Annotated in this window: 19 protein-coding genes and 2 tRNA genes; 10 read left to right on the top strand and 11 right to left on the bottom strand. The window is 70.0% G+C overall.

What is annotated here, in order from left to right; genetic code table 11:
- Positions 1-34 precede the first annotated feature (34 nt).
- Both KAG51_RS01775 and KAG51_RS01770 read left to right on the top strand, forming a co-directional pair.
- On the top strand, positions 35-223 hold the full coding sequence (locus KAG51_RS01775) for a hypothetical protein (RefSeq protein WP_290579989.1): 189 nt from the start codon (positions 35-37) through the stop codon (positions 221-223).
- A gap of 267 nt (positions 224-490) precedes the next feature.
- Positions 491-874 carry a hypothetical protein gene (locus KAG51_RS01770; RefSeq protein ID WP_290579987.1) on the top strand — a complete coding sequence of 128 codons (384 nt, stop codon included), beginning with the start codon at positions 491-493 and terminating at the stop codon, positions 872-874.
- A 642-nt stretch (positions 875-1,516) separates the two neighbouring features.
- Here KAG51_RS01770 and KAG51_RS01765 read toward each other — a convergent pair.
- Positions 1,517-2,155, bottom strand: a complete 639-nt coding sequence (locus KAG51_RS01765) for a hypothetical protein (RefSeq protein WP_290579985.1) — start codon at positions 2,153-2,155, stop codon at positions 1,517-1,519.
- Positions 2,156-2,292: 137 nt separating this feature from the next.
- On the opposite strand from KAG51_RS01765, the gene KAG51_RS01760 reads away from it, so the two are divergent.
- Positions 2,293-2,589, top strand: a complete 297-nt coding sequence (locus tag KAG51_RS01760) for a hypothetical protein (protein ID WP_290579983.1) — start codon at positions 2,293-2,295, stop codon at positions 2,587-2,589.
- 178 nt (positions 2,590-2,767) lie between these two features.
- Here KAG51_RS01760 and KAG51_RS01755 read toward each other — a convergent pair.
- From KAG51_RS01755 to KAG51_RS01735, 5 genes are all read right to left on the bottom strand, one after another.
- Positions 2,768-2,857, bottom strand: a tRNA-Ser gene (locus KAG51_RS01755).
- Between the two features lie 82 nt (positions 2,858-2,939).
- Entirely contained in the window at positions 2,940-3,380 is a 441-nt protein-coding gene (locus tag KAG51_RS01750; protein WP_290579981.1) for a hypothetical protein, read from the bottom strand.
- 136 nt (positions 3,381-3,516) lie between these two features.
- Positions 3,517-3,609, bottom strand: a tRNA-Ser gene (locus KAG51_RS01745).
- Between the two features lie 59 nt (positions 3,610-3,668).
- Positions 3,669-4,721 (bottom strand): hypothetical protein, encoded by a 1,053-nt coding sequence (locus tag KAG51_RS01740; protein WP_290579979.1) that lies wholly within the window; start codon positions 4,719-4,721, stop codon positions 3,669-3,671.
- Entirely contained in the window at positions 4,718-5,524 is an 807-nt protein-coding gene (locus KAG51_RS01735; protein ID WP_290579977.1) for a carbon-nitrogen hydrolase family protein, read from the bottom strand. Before KAG51_RS01735 ends, KAG51_RS01740 begins: the two co-directional genes overlap by 4 nt.
- A gap of 39 nt (positions 5,525-5,563) precedes the next feature.
- Between KAG51_RS01735 and KAG51_RS01730 the strand changes: the two genes are divergently transcribed.
- The 3 genes from KAG51_RS01730 (at position 5,564) to KAG51_RS01720 (ending at position 7,979) form a co-directional block, all read left to right on the top strand.
- A complete protein-coding gene (locus tag KAG51_RS01730) occupies positions 5,564-6,553 on the top strand; it encodes an NAD(P)H-quinone oxidoreductase (protein WP_363316129.1) in 990 nt (329 codons plus the stop codon).
- A 307-nt stretch (positions 6,554-6,860) separates the two neighbouring features.
- A complete protein-coding gene (locus KAG51_RS01725; protein ID WP_290579976.1) occupies positions 6,861-7,373 on the top strand; it encodes a bacterial proteasome activator family protein in 513 nt (170 codons plus the stop codon).
- Between the two features lie 87 nt (positions 7,374-7,460).
- Complete coding sequence (locus KAG51_RS01720) at positions 7,461-7,979, top strand: WhiB family transcriptional regulator (protein WP_290579974.1); 519 nt, start codon at positions 7,461-7,463, stop codon at positions 7,977-7,979.
- Positions 7,980-8,021: 42 nt separating this feature from the next.
- Here KAG51_RS01720 and KAG51_RS01715 read toward each other — a convergent pair whose 3' ends face one another.
- Complete coding sequence (locus KAG51_RS01715) at positions 8,022-8,807, bottom strand: HAD family hydrolase (RefSeq protein ID WP_290579972.1); 786 nt, start codon at positions 8,805-8,807, stop codon at positions 8,022-8,024.
- Complete coding sequence (gene serS / locus KAG51_RS01710; RefSeq protein WP_290579970.1) at positions 8,804-10,087, bottom strand: serine--tRNA ligase; 1,284 nt, start codon at positions 10,085-10,087, stop codon at positions 8,804-8,806. The genes KAG51_RS01715 and serS overlap by 4 nt, the downstream gene beginning before the upstream one ends.
- Positions 10,088-10,216: 129 nt before the next feature.
- On the opposite strand from serS, the gene KAG51_RS01705 reads away from it, so the two are divergent.
- Positions 10,217-11,827, top strand: coding sequence for a phosphatase PAP2 family protein (locus KAG51_RS01705; protein WP_290579968.1), 1,611 nt, complete (start codon positions 10,217-10,219; stop codon positions 11,825-11,827).
- Positions 11,828-11,984: 157 nt separating this feature from the next.
- Here the strand turns inward: KAG51_RS01705 and KAG51_RS01700 are convergent, their stop codons facing one another.
- The 3 genes from KAG51_RS01700 to KAG51_RS01690 form a co-directional block, all read right to left on the bottom strand.
- A complete protein-coding gene (locus KAG51_RS01700) occupies positions 11,985-12,371 on the bottom strand; it encodes a hypothetical protein (protein WP_290579966.1) in 387 nt (128 codons plus the stop codon).
- A gap of 63 nt (positions 12,372-12,434) precedes the next feature.
- Positions 12,435-14,918, bottom strand: coding sequence for a glycosyl hydrolase family 65 protein (locus KAG51_RS01695; RefSeq protein WP_290579964.1), 2,484 nt, complete (start codon positions 14,916-14,918; stop codon positions 12,435-12,437).
- Positions 14,915-15,628: a beta-phosphoglucomutase family hydrolase gene (locus KAG51_RS01690; RefSeq protein ID WP_290579963.1), complete on the bottom strand. Its 714-nt coding sequence runs from the start codon at positions 15,626-15,628 to the stop codon at positions 14,915-14,917. The genes KAG51_RS01695 and KAG51_RS01690 overlap by 4 nt, the downstream gene beginning before the upstream one ends.
- Positions 15,629-15,754: 126 nt before the next feature.
- Here KAG51_RS01690 and KAG51_RS01685 point away from each other — a divergent pair, with 126 nt between their 5' ends.
- The 3 genes from KAG51_RS01685 to KAG51_RS01675 all read left to right on the top strand — a co-directional run bounded on the left by KAG51_RS01685 (position 15,755) and on the right by KAG51_RS01675 (position 20,486).
- Positions 15,755-17,452 (top strand): S-layer homology domain-containing protein, encoded by a 1,698-nt coding sequence (locus tag KAG51_RS01685; RefSeq protein ID WP_290579961.1) that lies wholly within the window; start codon positions 15,755-15,757, stop codon positions 17,450-17,452.
- A gap of 30 nt (positions 17,453-17,482) precedes the next feature.
- Positions 17,483-18,610, top strand: a complete 1,128-nt coding sequence (locus KAG51_RS01680) for a polysaccharide pyruvyl transferase family protein (RefSeq protein WP_290579959.1) — start codon at positions 17,483-17,485, stop codon at positions 18,608-18,610.
- A 67-nt stretch (positions 18,611-18,677) separates the two neighbouring features.
- On the top strand, positions 18,678-20,486 hold the full coding sequence (locus tag KAG51_RS01675; protein WP_290579957.1) for a glycosyltransferase: 1,809 nt from the start codon (positions 18,678-18,680) through the stop codon (positions 20,484-20,486).
- The last annotated feature ends 12 nt before the right edge of the window (positions 20,487-20,498 follow it).

Here is a 20,498-nt window from a genome sequence, read left to right as displayed (position 1 = left end):
TGCCACCAAGTCGCCGGGCTTCTAGGCTGGGCCCATGAGCGCCTCGATGCACCTGTTCACCGGCTCCCTGCTCGTCCTCGTCGGTGCCGTGCTGGCGATCGGTTTCCCCGAGGCCGAGTTCGCCTGGTTCACCGGCCGACCCTTCGGCGTGGTGCTGGCCCTCTTCGGCGTCGTCGACCTGGCCCAGGGCTTCCGCGAACGGAACCGCTCTACCGACGAGTGAGGGGCTGGCGCGGCGAGTGGATGCCCCGGGGCGACGCGGCGTCGGATCGTGAGAGGAACGCCGGCGAGCCTTCCCGCGCTCGCACACGACGAGGGCTCCCATCCGACTCATCTCGTTGAAGCGGCGGGCCCAGGATGCCCGTCCCTTAGTCCTCCGCACATCGCCGTGCCCGAGAACAACCACAGCCCCGCAGCGAAGAACGCGGCGGGGCTGTGATCGATGGCGGCCCAACTGACACAAGGTTGGAACCAAACTCTCTGGGACCGAGTGTCCCAAGTCGTCGTCCGTGGCGTGCCGGAAGTCTCCGAAGCACCGGTGTCACGAGCAGGAGAGCGACTGGTTCGACGCCACCTGACACGCCAGCAAGCAAGTGACATCGTCACCTCGTACCTGGCAGGCAGGACGGTCTATGCGCTGTCGGTGAAGTACAAGGTCGATGACAAGACGATCATCAAACGGCTCGTCGACGCCGGCGTTGAACTCCGAGTCGCAAAGCACGGGCTACCAGACAGCGAGCTCGAGACCATCGTGGGGCTACAAGCTGCCGGGTGGACGCTGAACCAGATCGGCCAGCACTACGAGCGCAGCGGCACGGCGATCCGGAAGTACCTGTTGCGGCACGATGCGCTCGAGGCTCACGCTGCGCGCTGATCCGAGTCCTGGTCACCCAGGTCACTCAAGGCAACACGAATCGCTCGAGCCACGGCGTCTTCATCGATCTTCGGCTTTGCAACTGCCCAAACGGTGAATGAGTCTTTCGGCAGGCGGGGCTGGAGAGGCGGGTCTTGCAGAGCTGCGCGACGAGACTCTGCGCTCTTTCGGTTCCCCACTCCAGTAGCGCACATGGCACTCCGTTCGACCGGACCGTCGCCTTGCGGTACGCCAACTGGTTCTTGGTCTCCGCCTACGCCTCGAGCTCAAGCCAAGCTCCTGCACGGCCTCAAGGATCACCGCTCAGTGACGCCCATCGCCGACGGATGGGAACAAGCCAGATCAGTGACGTTCCTCAAGTACCACGATCTCGCCAGATGCACCTCTGTAGAACGTCAAGTCGTACCCTCGGCCGCTCAAGCCAGAGATGACCCCGTTAAAGCGTGAGACCTTCACTTGACCCATGTCCTCGAGCGATAGGTCGGCGTTGTGAATTAGTACTCGCGGATCGCCATCAAGTTGCGCTACTAGCGCGCTGAGATCCCATCCGTAAGTGTCGGTTCGAACGATCCAATAGTCCTCGCCTTTCTCGTCCTTCAGGCGGTCACCCATCAACCGAATTCGCACTTTACTCATCGTCGTTTACTTCTTCCAGCGAATGTGAATGGTGTGCTTGAGTTCTCCGCGGCCGTTGAAGAAGTCCACATGACAGTGATTTCCTGCCTTACACGGTCCTCGATACTCTCCCCTTGTGCGGCTCGCGACTTGCTTCGCCTTTGCGATCGCGGCGGCTTTCGAACGTGCGCCCCATGAACTTCCTGAGTAGTTCGCGAAGGGCAATGCCGGGGCCCACTTCCCCGAGGATGACTGCACGTTGACCGGGGCCGACGATAGCTCGGTAGCACGCTGCCCATTTCCTACGTCATAGGTCGTCGACAGCTCGTCCCGCTCAAGCACCTTGGCATCGGCGAGATCCTCGGCCCAGTCCTGCGAGCGATCGTCAGACTCCAGCGCGCCCAGCAGATCCTTCGGGGTTCGGTCCTCATCCGGGACCGCCTCCTTCACAGGAACCTCGAACTCACCCACCGGCACCTCCGGCGCAGGCTCTGCGACGAGTTCCTCGGACTTCAGAGGCGCGACCTGGGCCAGAGACTCCTCCGGGGCCACGGGATCGGGCAGATCAAGACTTGGATCTGCCTGCACGGCCGACACCAGCAGACTGGCCGCCAACGAACCCGACACCATGGCAGCAACCACACGCACGCGACGAGACACGCTCACCCGAGACTCCCCCAACTCAGCACCGGCGCGAACCTGTGCGTGAACAATGAGCCGAAGACTAAGGTCAGACTCAGCTTCTGCTCAGTAAAATCTCATCAAACCTGTGGAAACCATCCGAAAGAACTAGGAGGAGCACCATGCGAACTGCCGCCACCGCGACGATGCTGGCTGCCGTGCTCGTAGCAACGACGGCCTGCTCCGGTGGTCGACCAAGCCGAGACGACCTCGCCTCGGCCCTGCGCTCTCCCGACTCCTTCGCCCAAGTCCCCAGCGAAATCGCCGACTGCACCGCTCAAGTCCTCGACGATTCAGACCTCAGCAACGAGACCCTCCGCGCCATCGTCGAAAAAGACACCGACTACGAAGGCAACGCCGAGGAGCAAGCCATCCTCACCGCGTCGCTCTCATACGCCCAACAGGTGTGCGTCGGTTAGCGGCATTCAACTCGGCTGCAAAGTCCCACTCAGCCTGAGACGGAAACTGGGGGCATTACATGAGTCCGGAGCTGACGGCAGAGATGGGCCACTCGCGTGTGCCCCGCTCCTCCGCACACCGACGAGCCCCAGAATCACCACAGCCCCGCAGCGAGGCGCGCTGCGGGGCTGTGGTCGATGGCGGAGATGGCGGGATTTGAACCCGCGAGAGGTTTAAACCTCAACCCGCTTAGCAGGCGGGCGCACTAGGCCACTATGCGACATCTCCTCGTCGCCGCCCGGAGGTGGCAACCCGGCCACGATACCGGCCACGCAGCCGTGGGGACCAATCGGCCTCCCGGCCGGACCGATCAGCCGAAGCGCGTGTAGCCGTGTGCGGTGTTCAGGCGGTCGTAGACCTCCCGAACGAGCACCTGCCGCGCATCGGGATCCAGCAGCCGCAGCTCGACCCGTGCGGTGCCCTCGCCCGTCAGCACGAGGAAGCCCGCGGAGTCGAGCGCCACGTCGTCGACCTGCTTCCAGGCGGCGCGCACCCGCGGCCTCGCCACGGTGAATCCCGTCGCGTCCAGGCGGATCACCGATGGCGGACGCAGCGCGAACCGGGCCGCCAGGAGCACCGACGCCGCCGCCAGGACACCGAGAACGACCGCGCCGATCAGGCGCGGAGTGGCGTCGTCGGCCATCAGGAAGGCCGCGAACACCAGGACGCCGGTCGCGATCGTCAGGACACCGGTGGCGACGAGCGCGGGGCCGCGCCCCAACCGGTAGACCGAGCTCTCGGGCAGACTCATGGGTGACTCACTTCGACGAATCGGAAACCGAACCAGCGCCCTCTGCGACACCGCTTCGCGGACTGGCAGAGGGGGCGGGACTCCGTCGCAAGCTCCTCCCCGAATCGGCGCCCTCTGCGACACCGCTTCGCGGGACTGGCAGAGGGGGCGGGATTCGAACCCGCGGCTGAGCTGTAGACCCAGCGACCGCTTTCAAGGCGGTTCCGATCGGCCACTCCGGCACCCCTCCTCGTCCGGTCACCGAGGCGTCCGGACGAGGTTCAGTCTCTCATTTACCCACTGAGACCGTCAGCGCAGGCCCGACCAGCGCGACGGCTCCACCCGGCGCGTGGACTCGACCCGGCGCGCCGAACGCTGCGTGCTGGGGGCGAGCACGTAGTGCGAGGCGAGCCAGCCGAGCGCGAAGCCGATGACGGCCGAGTACAGGACCGACAGCCCGATGTACGACGGGTAGGCCGAGGGCGAGACCAAGGAGGTCGTGACCGAGCTCGTGGCGAGGACCGCGAAGACGAGGACCCACCAGCCCTCACGACGCTGCGAGCGCAGCCGTAGTCCGACCACCAGGGCCGGGAATCCGGCGAAGGCCTGCACCGGGCGGGGGATGCCGCCGATCGTGGTGCGGGCCTGGAAGATCGCGTCGTCGATCGCGTTGATGACCGAGGTCGATCCATAGCTGCGGACCGCATACGTGTAGACGACCAGCAGCAGGAGACCCGTGGCCACGACCGCGAGGATCGCCAGGTGGCGGCGACCCAGCCCGTGCAGGCCCTCGCCGAGCGACCAGACCAGGCCGATCACGACGCCGAGCGAGATGCCGATGACCGCGACGCTGAACATCACGGCGTTGACCTGCGCGTTCCACGCAGCCACGCCGGCCGCGCCGCTCAGCGCGAGCCCGACGCTGACGACGAACTCCTTCAGCGTCGACGCGACGCCCTCGCTGGGGCGGGTCAGGACGACCGCGAGCACGGCGCCCACGACACCCGTCGCGGCAGCGGCGGCCGCGATCAGACCGGCCGTTTCGGTCGCGGCTGCGGCGACGCACAGGACCGAGACGAGGCTGACCCAGATGCGCATGTGCCCACCGGCTCGGTGCACCAGAGCGATGGTCAGCGCGATCGTGAGCAGGGCGGCCGAGGGGCGGTAGACCGCGACCGGGACGTCGATCGCCAGGACCGACAGCAGGCTGCCGACCAGGCCGACGAGCGCGGCGAGGGCGACGACGGCGCCGATCGTGGCGGCCGAGCGCCGTGACTCCAGACGAGGCGCGCGGACCGGCTGGTCGTACTCCGCCGGGACGGAGTCGTCGAGGCGACGACGGCCGGTGGTGGCCTCGCTCATGCGTCTCCTCGCGGTCGGTCGATGCGCCGGTTCGCGAGCGACGGATTGGTCGAGCGCGTGCGTCCGGGTTCCTCGGGGTCCAGCACCGCCGACAGCGTCTCGTCGCCTTCGGCGGCCTCGACCACGATAGAACCCTGCGGGTCGGCGACCAGGGAGTGCCCGGTGTAGCGGCGACCACCCTGGGCGGCGGCGAGGACGTGCACCGTGTTCTCGATCGCGCGCGCCGCGAGCAGGGTGCGCCAGTGGTGCAGCTTGCCCTCGCCGGCGACCCACGCCGCCGGCACCACCAGGGTGTCGGCGCCCGCGTCGACCAGGAGTCGCGCGAGCTCGGGGAACCGCAGGTCGTAGCACGTCATCAGGCCCAGCCGGCGGCCCGCGACGTCGACGACCACGGGCTCGATCGTCCCCGGGGAGAGCCGGTCGGACTCCCGGTACCCGAAGGAGTCGTAGAGGTGGATCTTGCGGTAGGTCGCGCTGAGCGTGCCGTCCGGCGCCACGACCACGAGCGTGTTGAAGGGCGGGGCCTCCGCGCCGAGCTCGGCCGTGCTCGGCTCGAAGGTGCCCGCGACCACGGTGGCGCCGATCCGGCGCGCGTGGCGGGCCAGGAGCGCGACGAACGGCCCGTCCAACGGCTCGGCGAAGGACGCCAGGTCCAGGTCGGTCGGACCGAAGTCGGTCATGGTGGCCTCGGGCAGCACGACGAGCGAGGCCCCGGGATCGATGGCCCCGAGTCTTGCGTCGACCAGATCGCGGTTCTCCGCCGGGTCGATCCCGGCCGCGAGCTGCACCAGGCGGACGTCCATGAGGCCCACGCTAGCGGGCTCCGAGTTATCGTCGCAGCCATGACGATCCCTGACCTGATGCGCGCCGTGACCGTCCCCGACCCGGGCGAGGCCGACGCCCTCGTGGTGGGCGAGCACCCCGTGCCCGAGCCGGCCGAGGGCGAGGTGCTCGTGCGCGTGGTCGCCGCGGGGGTCAACCGCGCCGACGTGCTGCAGCGGCAGGGCTTCTACAACCCCCCGCCGGGCGCCACCGACGTGCTCGGGCTCGAGGCTGCCGGCACGATCGTCGCCGTCGGCGCGGGCGTCGATGCTGCGCGGGTCGGGCAGGACGTCGTGGCCCTCCTGGCCGGCGGCGGGTACGCCGAGCACGTCGCGGTTCCGGCCGGCCAGGTCGTCGCGCGTCCCTCGGCGCTCGACGACGCCGCCGCCGGCGGGCTCGTGGAGACCGCGGCCACGGTGTGGTCGAACGTGTTCATGCACGCCGGGCTGCGTCCCGGCGAGACGCTCCTGGTCCACGGCGGTGGCAGCGGCATCGGCACCACGGCGATCCAGATGGCCGTGGCTCACGGTGCACGCGTCGTCGTGACGGTCGGTTCACCGGAGAAGGCGCAGTTCTGCCGCGACCTCGGCGCCGCCGCCACGATCAACTACCGCGAGCAGGACTTCGTGGAGGCGTTGACGGCGCAGGACCTCCGCCCCGACGTCATCCTCGACAACATGGGCGCGAAGTACCTGGACCAGAACGTCCGCGCTCTCGCCACGGGTGGGCGGCTCGTGGTCATCGGCATGCAGGGTGGGGTCAAGGCCGAGCTCAACCTCGGGGTCCTGCTCACCAAGCGCGCCTCGGTGGCGGCCACCTCGCTGCGGGCACGCCCGAGCGAGGAGAAGTCCGCGATCATGGCCGACCTCGTCGAGCACGCCTGGCCGTGGGTCGAGAGCGGCGCGCTACGGCCCGTCGTGCACCAGACGTTCGCGCTCGACGAGGTGGCCGACGCGCACCGCGTCATGGAGGCGTCGTCGCACATCGGCAAGCTGGTCCTCCTGCCGTAGGGGGAGGAGCAACCACGCCGGGCCGCACCACCCGGTGGTCGGGGAGGAGCAACCACGCCGGGCCGCACCACCCGGTGGTCGGGGAGGATCAACCACGCCGGGCCGAACCACCCGGTGGTCGAGTGGGTGCGAGCTCTGCGAGCGGCCGTATCGAGACCCCCGCACCTGACCCGGACGTCGACCATGGGCTGACCGGGTCTCGCTCCCCCTAGGACTTCGTCCTGGGAGGTACCCCCACGGGTTCGGGCGCGACCGCCCTCACCCACTCGACCAGCAGGTGGTTCCGCCGCCGTCCTAGGGTGGGAGCATGAGCGAGACACCCATGACGATCGGCCCCGACGGCAGTCCCGTCGCGGTCCCGGAGGACGACGAGTCCTCCACGACACCGTTGACCGACCTGGTCGAGCAGCCCGCCAAGGTCATGCGCATCGGCGGCATGATCCGTCAGCTCCTCGAGGAGGTGAAGGCCGCTCCGCTCGACGACGCGAGCCGCGCCCGACTGCGCGAGATCCACGAGCAGTCGATCACCGAGCTCAAGGAGGGCCTGGCGCCCGAGCTCGTCGACGAGCTGTCCCGGCTGAGCCGCCCGTTCGAGGCGGCGTCGCCGTCGGAGGGTGAGCTCCGGATCGCGCAGGCCCAGCTCGTCGGGTGGCTCGAGGGCCTCTTCCACGGGATCCAGGCCGCGCTGTACGCCCAGCAGGTGCAGGCCCAGTCGCAGCTCCAGACCATGCGACTGGCGCTACCGGCGTCAAACGACCCCTCCGGTGCCCAAGGTCACCAAACCGGCGAAAACGGCGCCAGCGGGGGGATGTACCTGTAGAGTCACCGTCGTTCGATCGGTTCAGGGAAGAGGGAGCCCATGACCATCGTCGATGATTCTGTCGTACCCGCGTGCGCAGACGACCCGATGACCTTTCTCGACGACGCGCTGGAGACGCCACTCGGGAGACACGGCCTGACCGCAGCGATGCGGCGCGAGGTCGCGCGCAAGCGTGCCGAGGCGCACCGTCGCTGCGCGGCCTGCCCGATCTTCACCGACTGCCTGTACCGGGCGGTCGTGGAGGTCAACGTCTCCGGTTTCGTGGCGTGCACCACCGAGTCCGACCGCCAGGACCTGCGTCGCCGGCTCGGCGTCTCGGTCGCCGACACGGAGATCGCGAGCTTCGGCGCGGCCCGGCTCGGCGGGGGACCGGTCGACCACGCCACGGTGCTCGCGACGCGTCAGTCGCACCCCGACGACACGTGCCAGCAGCTGGCCGAGCGTCTGGGCTGCTCCACGTCGACGATCAAGCGCCACCTGCGCCGCGCGCGGCAGCAGGCCGGGTCCGAGGTCACCGACCTGGTCGTCCTGGTGCCGAGCGTCGACCAGGTGCTCGACGCGTTCGACGACCTGGAGTCCGGCCGGCGCCTCATGCAGGTCGGCTGACCAGGCGTTCTCGACCGCCCCGGCACCTCGGGGCGGCGCGGGTCAGAGGTACGGCCGGAGCACGTCGACGACACCGTCGTCGTCGATCGATCCGGTGACGTCGTCGGCGACCGCGATGACCTCGTCGAGCGCCTGACCCATCGCGACACCACGGCCCGCCCACGTCAGCATCTCGATGTCGTTGTTGCCGTCACCGACCGCGAGCACGTCGGACTGGGCGATGCCCAGGTGGTCGCACAGGAAGTCGAGGCCGGACGCCTTCGACGTGCCCATCGGGGCGATGTCGAGCCACGCGGTGTACCCGATGTAGTAGTTCGTGTCGGTCAGACCGAGATCGGTCACGACCTCCCGGAACTCCTCCGTGCTGTGCTCGGGCGAGCGGATGATGACGCGCGTGACCGGCTCCCCGATGAGCTCCTCGACGCTCTGCACCGTGATGGTGCCGCCGAGCTCGTCGGACGGGAAGGCCCGGTTGACGCGGTAGCCGACGCCGACCTCCTCCACCGCCACGAGCACGTCGGGCATGCGGTCGAGGATCGACCGCACGGCCTCGGAGGCGTCGAACGTGACGGCCCGCAGCATCTCGGTGGGCCGGTAGGTGAAGACGAGCGAGCCGTTGCTGCCGATCGCGTACCCCCGCTCGAAGCCGAGCTTGTCGGCGGTGTCCATGACGCCCGGCACCGAGCGTCCGGTGGAGATGACGACCTCGATGTCCTTCTCCCGCAGCGCGCGCACGGTCTCGCGCACGACCGGGCTCATCTCGTTGCGCCCGTTGACGAGCGTGCCGTCGACGTCCAGCGCGACGAGCCGGGGCCGCCAGTCGCTCATGCGACCGGCTTCAGGACCGGGCCGAGGAACGGGTGCAGCGCCTTCGGCAGAGCGACCGAGCCGTCGGCCTGCTGACCGTTCTCGAACAGCGCCACGATCGTGCGGGTCATGGCACAGAGGGTGCCGTTGAGCGTGGCGGCCGGACCGGTGCTCCCCCCTCCGTCGGACGCAGTGCCGCGCACCCGGATGTCCAGACGCCGCGCCTGGTACTCGGTGCAGTTGGAGGTGGAGCTGACCTCGCGGTAGCGCTCCTGCGTCGGGACCCAGGCCTCGCAGTCGAACTTGCGGATGGCCGAGGAGCCGAGATCGCCCGTGGCCACGTCGATGACGCGGTAGGGCAGCTCGAGGGCGTCGAGCCACTCACGTTCCCAGCCGAGCAGGCGCTCGTGCTCGGCGTAGGACTCCTCGAGGGTCGTGTAGGTGAACATCTCGACCTTGTCGAACCAGTGCACGCGGAAGATGCCTCGGGTGTCCTTGCCGTGCGATCCGGCCTCGCGGCGGTAGCAGGGGCTGAAGGCGGCGTACCGGCGCGGCAGCGAGGATGCGTCGAGGATCTCGTCGGAGTGGTACGCCGCGAGCGGCACCTCCGAGGTGCCGACGAGGTAGAGGTCGTCCTTCTCGAGGTGGTAGACGTCGTCGGCAGCCTGGCCGAGGAAGCCGGTGCCCTCCATGGCCCGCGAGCGCACCAGCGCCGGCGGGATCATCGGGGTGAAGCCCCACTTCTGGGCCGTCGACATCGCGAGCTGCACCAGGGCGAGCTCGAGCATCGCGCCCACGCCCGTGAGGTAGTAGAAGCGCGAGCCGGAGACCTTCGCGCCTCGCTCGATGTCGATCGCGCCGAGCAGCTGCCCGATCTCGAGGTGGTCGCGCGGCGTGAACCCCTCGGCCGCGAAGTCGCGGGGGGTGCCGACGACGTCGAGGACCGTGAAGTCGTCCTCGCCGCCCTCGGGTGCCTCGGGCGCGACCAGGTTGGGCAGCGAGCGGAGCAGACCGTCAAACTCCTCGGAGGCCCGCGCCTGCTCGGCATCGGCCTCCTTGACCTGCGCGCTGAGCGCCTTGGTGCGCTCGAGCAGGGCCGTCTTCTCGTCACCCGAGGCCTGGGCGACCTGGCGACCGATCTGCTTCTGCTCGGCGCGCAGCGCCTCGAACTGCGCGATCGCGGAGCGACGGGCGGCGTCGGCGGCCACGAGGGCGTCGACCTTGTCGGGCGACTCGCCCCGTCGGCGCAGCGACGTGCGCACGGCGTCAGGATCGTCACGGAGCAGGCGGGGATCGATCACCCGGTCAGCGTATCGGCCGGGCGAACCCCTGCCCCGGCGGGCCGAACCGGATCCCGGGGCACGGCCGCTCGGGAGCCCCGCCGTTACGATTGCCGAGGCACGCACCGGGCGCGCCAGGGGAGGAAACACGTGTCGGTCGACCTGCGCCGCGCCGAGCCGAGCCGGGGGGGAGTGCTGTCGGTCGTGCTGGCGTGCCTCGCCCTGCTGCTGGTCCTGCTGACGATCGAGGTCGCGGCGGGCTGGGACCCGCTGGGCGATCTCGACCGCGCCGTCTCCCTGGATGCCGTCGCCCTCACCGCAGACACGACCTGGCTCCTGCGCGTCTGTGAGGCGCTCGCCGCGGCCTTCGCCACGGGGCCGGTCGTGCTCGTCCTGATCCTGGTCGCGGGCTGGGCCGCGTGGCGCCGCGAGTGGCGTATCGCCACGTGGATCGTCACGAGCGGTCTCGTGGTTCTGCTCGGCAACCCGGCCCTCAAGTCGCTCGTCGAGCGCCCCCGCCCGCCCTCGCTCGGCGAGCTGCACGACATCGGCGGCTGGTCGTTCCCGTCGGGCCACTCCGCCGGCGCGGGGATGCTGCTCGTCATCGCGACCCTGCTCACGATCATCACGACCGGCCGCGGGGCGAAGCGCCGCCTCCTGATCACGGTGTGGTCGCTCCTCGCTGTCGCCGTCGCCGCCAGCCGCGTGCTCCTCGGCGTCCACTACCCCACCGACGTCGTCGCCGGCCTGGCGTTCGGCGCCGGCGCGACCCTGGCGCTCTGGATCCTGATCGCGACCGACGCCACCCGTCTGCCGTCGGAGCTCGCGATGCTCACCGGCACCGGCGCACGCCAGGCCGCGGTGATCCTCAACCCCTCCAAGGTCGGCGAGGTCGAGGCCTTCAAGGCGCGGGTTCGGACCGCGGCGGCCACGCACGGCTGGAGCGAGCCGCTCTGGTTCGAGACGACGGTCGAGGACCCGGGCTACGGCCAGACGTTGCAGGCCCTCTCGGCCGGGGTCGACCTGATCATCGCCGCCGGGGGCGACGGCACGGTCCGCGCAGTGTGCGAGGAAGCCGCGCGCACGGGCGTGGCGATCGGGGTCATCCCGCACGGCACCGGCAACCTCCTGGCCCGCAACCTCGGCATCCCCCTCAACTGGCGCGACGCCCTGGACGTCGCGTTCGGCGGCCAGGACAAGGCCATCGACCTGGCGCGCTACCGCACCGACTCCGGGGTCGACACGTCCTTCCTGGTCATGGCCGGTCTCGGCATGGACGCCATGATCATGACCGGTGTCGACGACGACCTGAAGAAGCGTGTCGGATACCTCGCGTACTTCGTGTCCGGCATCAAGGCGCTGCGCTTCCCCGGCATGAAGGTCACGATCACGGTCGACGACGCCGAGCCCGTCAAGATGCGGGCCCGCACCGTCGTGATCGGCAACGTCGGCTTCCTGCAGGCCGGCATCCCGCTGCTTCCCGAGGCCGTGATCGACGACGGCGAGCTCGACGTCGTGGTGCTCGCGCCGCGCCGGTTCCTCGGCTGGCTCGGCATCGCGTGGAAGGTCATCACCCGCCGCAAGCGCAACACCGAGCGGTTCGCCCGGTTCACCGGCCGCACGGTGCACATCACGGCCGGGTCGTCGACACCGATGCAGCTCGACGGCGACCCCGTCGGCGACGGCACCGAGATCACCGCCGAGATCCGCCCCGGCGTCGTGCTGGTGCGGGTACCGGTCGTGCCCACCTCGTCGGTCTGACGCGGCTGACCCACGCCGCCCCGCCCACCAGCGAGGGGCGGTGAGTGTTCCACCGCGCCCGTAGGGGCGGTGGGTGATCCACCGCCTCAGCGCTCAGAGCGTGGAGGACTCACCGTCTCGGGTGGAGGACTCACCGCCCCTCGGGTGGTGGGGAGGCTTAGGCGGGGGTGGCGCTCTCGGGGAGGAGGCGCTCGAAGGTCCGCGGCCGGATGCCGAAGCTGATGTCAGCCGTGAACACGACCTCCCCGGCCAGGTGCAGCTCGACCCGGTTGGCGTCGGCCGTCAGGTTGGCGGCCGTGCCCTCCTCGAGCCAGCGGCGCTGACCCAGCAGCGTCACGAGCGCCACGAACGCGCCGTTGTCGCGCTGTCCCCGAAAGACCACCGGCCCGGGAGCGGTGTCGCGCACGACGAGCGCCTCGCGGCTCAGTCCGGGCAGGTCGAGCTCGACGGTGCAGCCCTGGCGGCCGAAGCTGAAGCGGTCACGCCCGCGCACCTCGACGCCGCCGGCTGTGCCGTCGGCCAAGCGCCAGGACACCGTGAACATGCCCCGATTGTGACGGACCCGCCGTCCGATGTCTGGCGTTCTGCCTGAAATCCCGGGGCTCGGTCAGGTGCCGGGCACCGTGGCGGTGATGACCGACCCGTCGCCGCGCTGGCGTCCGGGGACCGGCTTCGGCTGGCCGGCCAGGCGCGGACCCTGATCGCGCAGCGCGACCGTGACGGGCGCGCCCATCTTCACGACGAGCGGCTCACCCCGCACCGAGAGCTCGGCGCTCTCACCGTCCTCGACCACGAGCTCGACCTCGCAGTCGCGCACCGTGACCCGGACCCGCGTGCCCCGCAGCGTGACGCGGTACGTCAGCTCGTGCCAGCTCTCGGGCAGGCGCGGGTCGATCGTGAACTCGCCACCGTGGTCGCGAAAGCCGCCGAAGCCGGAGGCCAGCGCGCTCCACACACCGCCCGTGGACGCGACGTGCACGCCGTCGGAGGTGTTGGCGTGACGGTCGGCGAGGTCGACGTACAGCGCCGACAGGAAGTACCGATACGCGAGGTCGGCGTACCCGACCTCCGCCGCGATGATCGACTGGACGACGGCCGACAGCGTCGAGTCGCCCGTCGTGATCGGGTCGTAGTACTCGAAGTCGGCCCGCTTCTGCTCCGGCGTGAACTGGTCGCCCTGCAGGAACAGCGCCAGCACGACGTCGGCCTGCTTGAGCACCTGGAAGCGGTAGATCACGAGCGGGTGGTAGTTCAGCAACAGGGGGCGCTTGTCGAGCGGGGTGTTGTCGAGGTCCCACACCTCACGGTCGAGAAAGTGGAAGTCCTGCGGGTGGATGCCCAGGTGCTCGTCGAAGGGGATCGCCATGTCGATGGCGGCCTGCTCCCAGGAGGCGACCTCGTCGTCGGTCAGGCCGAGGCGCTGCACGACCTGGTCGTACTCCAGGCCGTCGCGCGCGGCGAGCTCGCGGACCGACGCGGCGGCGCTCGCGAGGTTGAAACGCGCCATGACGTTGGTGAACAGGTTGTCGTTGACGACGGTCGTGTACTCGTCGGGGCCCGTGACGCCGTGGATGTGGAACGAGCCGTCCTCCTCCGAGCGCCAGAAGCCGAGGTCGACGAACATGCGGGCCGTCTCGACCAGGATGTCGATGCCCTCGCGGACCAGGAAGTCGGTGTCGCCCGTGGCCTGCACGTACTTGTCCAGGGCGAAGGAGATGTCGGCGTCGATGTGGTACTGCGCCGTGCCGGCCGCGTAGTAGGCCGAGGCCTCCTCACCGTTGATCGTGCGCCACGCGTAGAGCGCGCCCTGCTGCGCCAGCTCGCGCGCCCGCCGACGGGCGGACTCCAGCAGCGTGTACCGGAAGCGCAGCGCCGAGCGGGCGATCCGCGGGGTCGTGTAGGTCAGGAACGGCAGGGCGTAGATCTCGGTGTCCCAGAAGTAGTGCCCGCTGTAGCCCGAGCCGGTGACGCCCTTGGCGGGGATGCCGTTGCCCTCGGCGCGGGCCGAGGCCTGCAGCACCTGGAACAGGTTCCAGCGCACGGCCTGCTGCACCTCGGGCTGGCCAGGGATCTCGACGTCGGAGCGGGCCCAGAAGTCGTCGAGCCACGCCCGCTGGTCGTCCAGCTGCTGCTCGAGGCCGTCCTCGCGGACACGGTCGAGCGTGCGCCGGCACCGGTCGACCAGCTCGCGCACCGGCACGCCGCGCGAGGTGTGGTACGCCACGACCTTGGTCAGCGTGATGGGCTCGCCGGGCTGGGCGTCGACCCGGAAGGTCATCTTGGCCAGGTCGTCCTCGACCGTGATCTGGGTCGTGCTGCGGTTGGCCGTCTCGAGCCGGTGGTCGGCCGCGACGGCCAGGGTCATGCCGCTGTCGTGGGTGCGGAAGCCGAGCTCGACCCGGCCGTCCTCGAGGCTGCCGCGGCTGTGCTGCGGGTCGAGCACGCGGCGCTCGAGCGCCTCCGCCTTGCGCGGGTCGACGCCCTCGCCCATCGACTTGGCCCGCACGTGGTACTCGTCCTCACCGTCCTGACGGTTGAGGATCTGCGAGCTGATTGCGACCGGCGCGGCGGAGTCGAGCATCGTGACCTCGAAGGTCATGACCGCCAGGTGGCGCTGCTGGAACGAGACCATGCGGCTCGAGCGGATCCGCACCCGCTTGCCCGACGGGCTGCGCCACACGACCTCACGGCGCAGGACGCCCTCGCGGAAGTCGATCGACCGCTCGTACTCGAGGATGTCGGCGATCGGCAGGAGCAGCGGCTCGTCGTCGACGTAGAGCCGGATGACCTTGGCGTCGGGGGCGTTGACGATGGTCTGCCCGACGCGGGCGAAGCCGTAGGCCTCCTCGGCGTGCCGGATGGGCCAGGTCTCGTGGAAGCCGTTGAGGAACGTGCCGTGCGCGTGGGAGTCGCGGCCCTCCTCGACATTGCCGCGCAGGCCGAGGTAGCCGTTGCCGACCGCGAACAGCGTCTCGGTGACGCCGAGGTCGCTGGCGTCGTAGCGCCGCTCGACGAGGCGCCACTCGTCGACGGGGAAACGGGTGCGGTCGAGGTACTCGTGCACCGGGGGTGCCTCGTGCGAGGGGCTCATGGCAGCAGTTCTTCCAGGTCGTCGACGACGATGTCGGCTCCATGGTCGCGCAGTGCGTCGGCCCCGGCGCCACGGTTCACGCCCACGACGAGACCGAAGTCACCGGCGGCGCCCGCCTCGACCCCGGACAGGGCGTCCTCGAGCACGACGGCCTTCTGGTGCGCGACGCCGAGCTGGTCGGCGGCGTACTCGTACGTGTCGGGCGCGGGCTTGCCCGCCAGGCCCACCTCGGCGGCGACCCCGCCGTGCACGATCAGCTCGAACTGGTCGGTGATGCCGGCAGCCTCGAGCACGGCCGGCGCGTTGCGCGAGCTCGACACGATCGCACGCCGGACACCGGCCGCGGTGAGCGCCTCGACCAGGCGCAGGGAGCCGGGGTACGCCTGGACGCCCTCGTCGTGCAGCACCTGCAGGAAGACGTCGTTCTTGCGGTTGCCCAGACCCCCGATGGTCTCGGCGTCGGACGGGTCGTCGGGGGTGCCCTCGGGCAGCGTGATGCCCCGCGACTCCAGGAACGAGCGCACCCCGTCGTAGCGCGGTTTGCCGTCGACGTAGCGGTGGTAGTCGACGTCGGTGTACTCCGCGTCGACGCCCCGGGCGGTGAGGAACTCGTTGAACATCCTCGACCAGGCACGCATGTGCACCTCGGCAGTCGGCGTGATCACGCCGTCGAGGTCGAAGAGGGCCGCGTCGTACTCGTTCCAGTCCACCCCAGAAGCCTAGGTGGAGCGTGTGTCACGGACGTGAACCGGTGTTGGCACTTTGCCCGTTTCCACCCTGCGCCGACCCCGCGACCTCTACATTCGCGGCGACGCCCTGTCTCGGAAGGACGCCCCATGCGCCGACGTTCGCTGCTCGCGACGACCACCCTGGTCCTGCTCACCGCTCTGGTCGGCACCCTCTCCGCCTCGGCGGAGAGGGCGGAACCCGATCGGATCGGCGGGCCGCAGCAGGCGTGGTACGACACCGGTTTCGAGGACGTCGATGCGTCGCACGTGTTCGCGGACGACATCGCATGGCTCGCCTTTACCGGAATCAGTACCGGCTATGAGCGCGAGGACGACTACCTCGACTTCCGCCCGTCCCAGCCGGTGCTCCGCGAGCAGATGGCCGCATTCCTGTACCGCTACGCGAGTGAGGACTCGACCGACTCGGACGGCGCCTCGTTCACCGATGTCGCTCCGAGTCATACCTTCTTCGACCACGTGGAGTGGCTCGCCGGCACCGGCATCTCCACCGGGTACGCCACACCGAGCGGACCGCAGTTCAGCGGCGCGCAGCCGGTGCTCCGCGAGCAGATGGCCGCATTCCTGTGGCGGTACGCCGGTTCCCCGGCCGTCCCGGATCTCCCGGCGACCTCACCGTTTCGCGACGTCGCGACCAACCATGCCTTCTACGAGGCGATTGTCTGGTTGGCCGACCAAGGTATCTCGACCGGCTACCCCGACGGGACCTTCCGCCCGTCCCAGCCGGTGCTCCGCGAGCAGATGGCGGCCTTCCTCTCCCGCATGGACCTTGCTCCGTTCGGGCCGTACCAGCGGCTGCTCGACTCGTGGGACTCGCCCGTGCTGTCGGCCGATGGCACCTGGGTGGCCTTCGCGGGGACGGATGACCTCCTCGACACGGGTTCCACGGGACGGCGAATCTACGCCGGCAACCTCGTCACCGGCGAGCTGCGACAGCTCGACGCCTCGACCTCCCCACTGCCGCAGACGGGTTTCCAGTCAGTGCACGCCAGCATCACCGACGACGGGCGGTACGTCGCCTTTGCCTCGAACTTCAGTGACATCGTCCCCGGTGTGACCGGTTCGGAGATGTACCTCCACGACCTGACGACCGGCGCGACGACACGAATTCCGCGTCCGGCCACCTCGGGGCCGAGCGGCGTCACACGCGGCGCGATCTCCGGTGACGGTTCGACGGCCGCCATGGCCGTGGTCACCGCGAACTCCACCATCACGGTCGTGCGGGTCGATCTTGCCACCGGGGCGACGACGTCGATCCCGACGACCGAGTACTTCGCCAACTTCGTCGATCTCTCCTACAACGGCGACCGGATCGTGTTCTCGCTGGGGGGTGAGTACCTGTGGGAGCGCGAGTCCAACGCCCTGGAGGAGCTCAAACTGAGCTACGGGGGCTCCCAAATCAGCCCGGACGGAGCGTGGGTCACGAATGGGCGAGAGATCTTCGCGCTCGACTCCGACGTCGTCCACCCGTTCAGGGACTACGTACCCACCTTGAGCATCGGCAATGCCTCGTCGGCATTCTCCGGGGACAGCAGGCACCTGATCCTCGGTGGACCCGCGGGCGAGTCCGGGGGAGCGTTGGTGCGTATCGATCTCTCGACGCAGGAGGTCGAGTCCCTCGCAGAGACGATGGATGGCCAGCCGCTCGAGGGTGACGTCACCGTCGGCGCAGCTTCGTACGACGCGTCACTCGTCGTGTTCGGAGCCGCGACGCGCAACCTGATGCCGGTCCACCTACCGTCGGGTCGCGCGGTGTACTCCTGGCAGGAGGCCCTGACAAGCCGATGATCGGCTGACCCTGACCGATACGCTCCGAACATGCTCCGCGCGCACGGGCGACGACGTCGCCGCACCTATCTGATCGGTGTGGCCGGGCACCCCAACTTCGGCGACGAGGCGATCACCCGTGGCTGGCTGCGCTGGCTCGCGAAGCACCGTCCGCGCGACGAGGTCTGGCTCGACGTCCTCAACCCCGGCGGCGCCGCCGCTCTGCTCCACGACGAACACCCGCGCCTCGTGGTGGTCGACACCGCGCACCGGCTGGGGCTCGAGGCCGACCAGGGCACGCCCGAGTCCGTCGCGGCCCACGTCGACCAGGTCCTCGCCGAGCCGTGGCGCGCTCCGCGGTGGCTCGCCGGGCTCGACGCACTCCGCAGCGCCGATGTCGTGCACGTCCTCGGCGGTGGCTTCGTCAACGCCCACGGCAACCACACCGCGTCGATCCTCGCGACGATGCACTGGCTGGGCGTCAACACCGACGCGCGGCTGGCGGTCAGCGGTGCCGGGCTGACCCCTGCGTTCACCGGCCTGAGCCAGCGGTACGCCGAGCTCGGACCCCGACTCGAGGTCGCGACCGTGCGGGACCCGGAATCGGTCGCGGTGCTGCCGGGGTCGGTGCTCGGGGCCGACGACGTCTGGCTCGGGGGCGTCGACCAGCACGTCGACCAGCGCACCAGCGGACCCGACGTCATGGTCCTCGCCCAGGGCGACGGGCACGAGCGCGCCGACGAGCTCGCGGCGACGGTCGGCGACCTGATGGAGTCGTGGGGCGTGACCGACGGCGCGTACGGTGTCGTCGAGGCCAACCCGCCCGTCGACGGCTACGTCCGTGCCGCCCTCGAGGAGCGGTTCGGCGACCACCAGTTCCACTCCTTCGGCGACGTCATGGCGCACGGCCTGCCGGCGCGACCCGGTCAGCGGTGGATCTCGACGCGCTACCACCCGCACCTCCTCGCCGCGGCGGTCGGCGCGAGCGGGGTCGCGATCTCGGTGTCCGACGGGTACTACGACGTCAAGCACCGTGCGGTCACGGCCGCAGGCTCCCACTGGCCCGTGATCGGCATCGGCGACGCCCCGGTCGAGGCCGGTGGCGCCGGAGACCTCCCCGCCCGCGCCGCTGGACACGCCGCCGAGCTCGAAGCCACCGCGCGCCGCATCCACGCCTGAGACCCCGCGAGATCCGTCCCCGAACCGCCCGCCTCCACCACGCCGACGCCACTAGGATGCCGACGACATGACCTCTCCTGGCACGCTGCTGCAGCGAATCCACCTCGCGGCCACCGTTCCGGCTCCCGACGAGCTGTACGTCCGCGCGGACTCCGGGACGATCGAGAGCAGCCGGACGTCGGTGACGGTGCACCCGTCGAGCGCGGCGTCCACGCGCACGTACTTCGGCCGGGTCGAGGCGTCGCACTGGCAGCGCTGGACGCGGGTCGGCGAGGTCCATCTGAACATGACGGTCTCCGGCCACGGCGAGGTCAAGCTGGTGTCCGACGACTTCTCGACGACGACGCGGATCCTCGAACGGGCCGACATCGACGCGGGCAGCACCCCGACCGCGCTGACGCTCCGGGCGCCGCTCGACTGCTACCTGGACGAGGGCCATCTCTGGCTGGAGATCTCGACGACGACCGGCACCCTGACGGTCAGCGACATCACCGCGACGACGCCGACCCCCGCCGCCGAGCGGCTGACCGGCATCGTGATCTGCACGTTCAACCGGCCGGTCGACTGCCTCGCGACCCTCACCGCCCTCGCCGCCGATCCAGCGATGCTCACGGTCGTCGACTCCGTGGTGGTCGTCGACCAGGGCGACCAGCTCGTCGAGGAGCAGGACGGCTTCGACGCCGTGGTGACGGGGCTGGGCGACCGGCTGCGCATCGTTCGCCAGCCCAACCTCGGCGGGGCCGGCGGCTTCACCCGCGGCATGCTCGAGACCCGCGACCGCTTCGGCGACCGCGACGGAGACGTCCTGCTGATGGACGACGACATCCGCCTCGATCCGGAGACGGTCCTGCGAATGACCTCGTTCGCGTCCCTCACCCTGCGCCCGACCCTCGTGGGCGGCCAGATGCTCAACCTCCACCACCCGTCGCAGCTCGTCGCCCAGGGCGAGAACACCGCCCTCGACCGGTTCCTCGCCGGCGTGCCCAGCGACCGCTTCTCGAACGCCGACCTGCTGACCGAGCTGCCGGGCAAGCGCGTCGACTCCGACTACCCCGCCTGGTGGGCGTGCCTCGTGCCGGCCGAGGTCATCGAGGAGGTCGGTCTCCCGATCCCCCTGTTCTTCCAGTGGGACGACATCGAGTTCGGCATCCGCGCGCGCAGCCGCGGGTTCGCCACCGTGGCGCTGCCAGGCACCGGCGTCTGGCACGCGGACTTCGCGATGAAGGACTGGGACGACTGGCCGCTGTTCTTCCGCTGGCGCAACGCTCTCATCGTGTCGTCGCTGTACCTAGGCGAATTCCCGGGCCAGGGCGCTGACGAGCTCGCACGCCAGCTGCGGCACTTTCTCGTCGAGTACCGGTACGGGCTCATCGCGACGGTCGTGTCCGCGGTCGACGCGTTCCTGGCCGGGCCCGACGAGCTGCAGGACGGCGGTCGCACCGCCCTGGCCGCAGTCCACCGACTGCGCGCCGACCACCCCGAGACCAAGCGCGTCACCCCGACCGAGCTGGCCGAGTCCGGCCTCGGCGACGTCCGCCTCGCGCTCGAGCTGCCCGGGCCGAAGGACCCCGACAAGTTCCTTCGCCGGCTCCTGCGCCGCCAGTTCCTCCTGCAGGTGTCCGGCACCGCCGCGATCGACTCGGTCACCAGCTGGTGGCACGCCGGGTCGTTCAGCACCGTCGTCGCGACCGACCGCACGCAGGCGACGGTCCGCGTGCGACGCATCTCGCGGCGCAAGTCCCTGCGGTCGTACCGCGAGATCCGACGGGCGATTCGTCAGCTCAAGCGCCGCGGTCCGGCCGCGCAGAAACAGTGGCAGGCTGCGATGCCGGCACTGACGAGCCACGAGAACTGGGACCGGCTCTTCCGCTCCTGACCCGCGGTCCGG

The organism is Aeromicrobium sp., from assembly GCF_023146395.1.
Lineage (GTDB): Bacteria > Actinomycetota > Actinomycetes > Propionibacteriales > Nocardioidaceae > Aeromicrobium.
The sequence above is the reverse complement of the archived record's forward strand: the minus strand, read 5'-3'. Positions and strand labels throughout refer to the sequence as shown.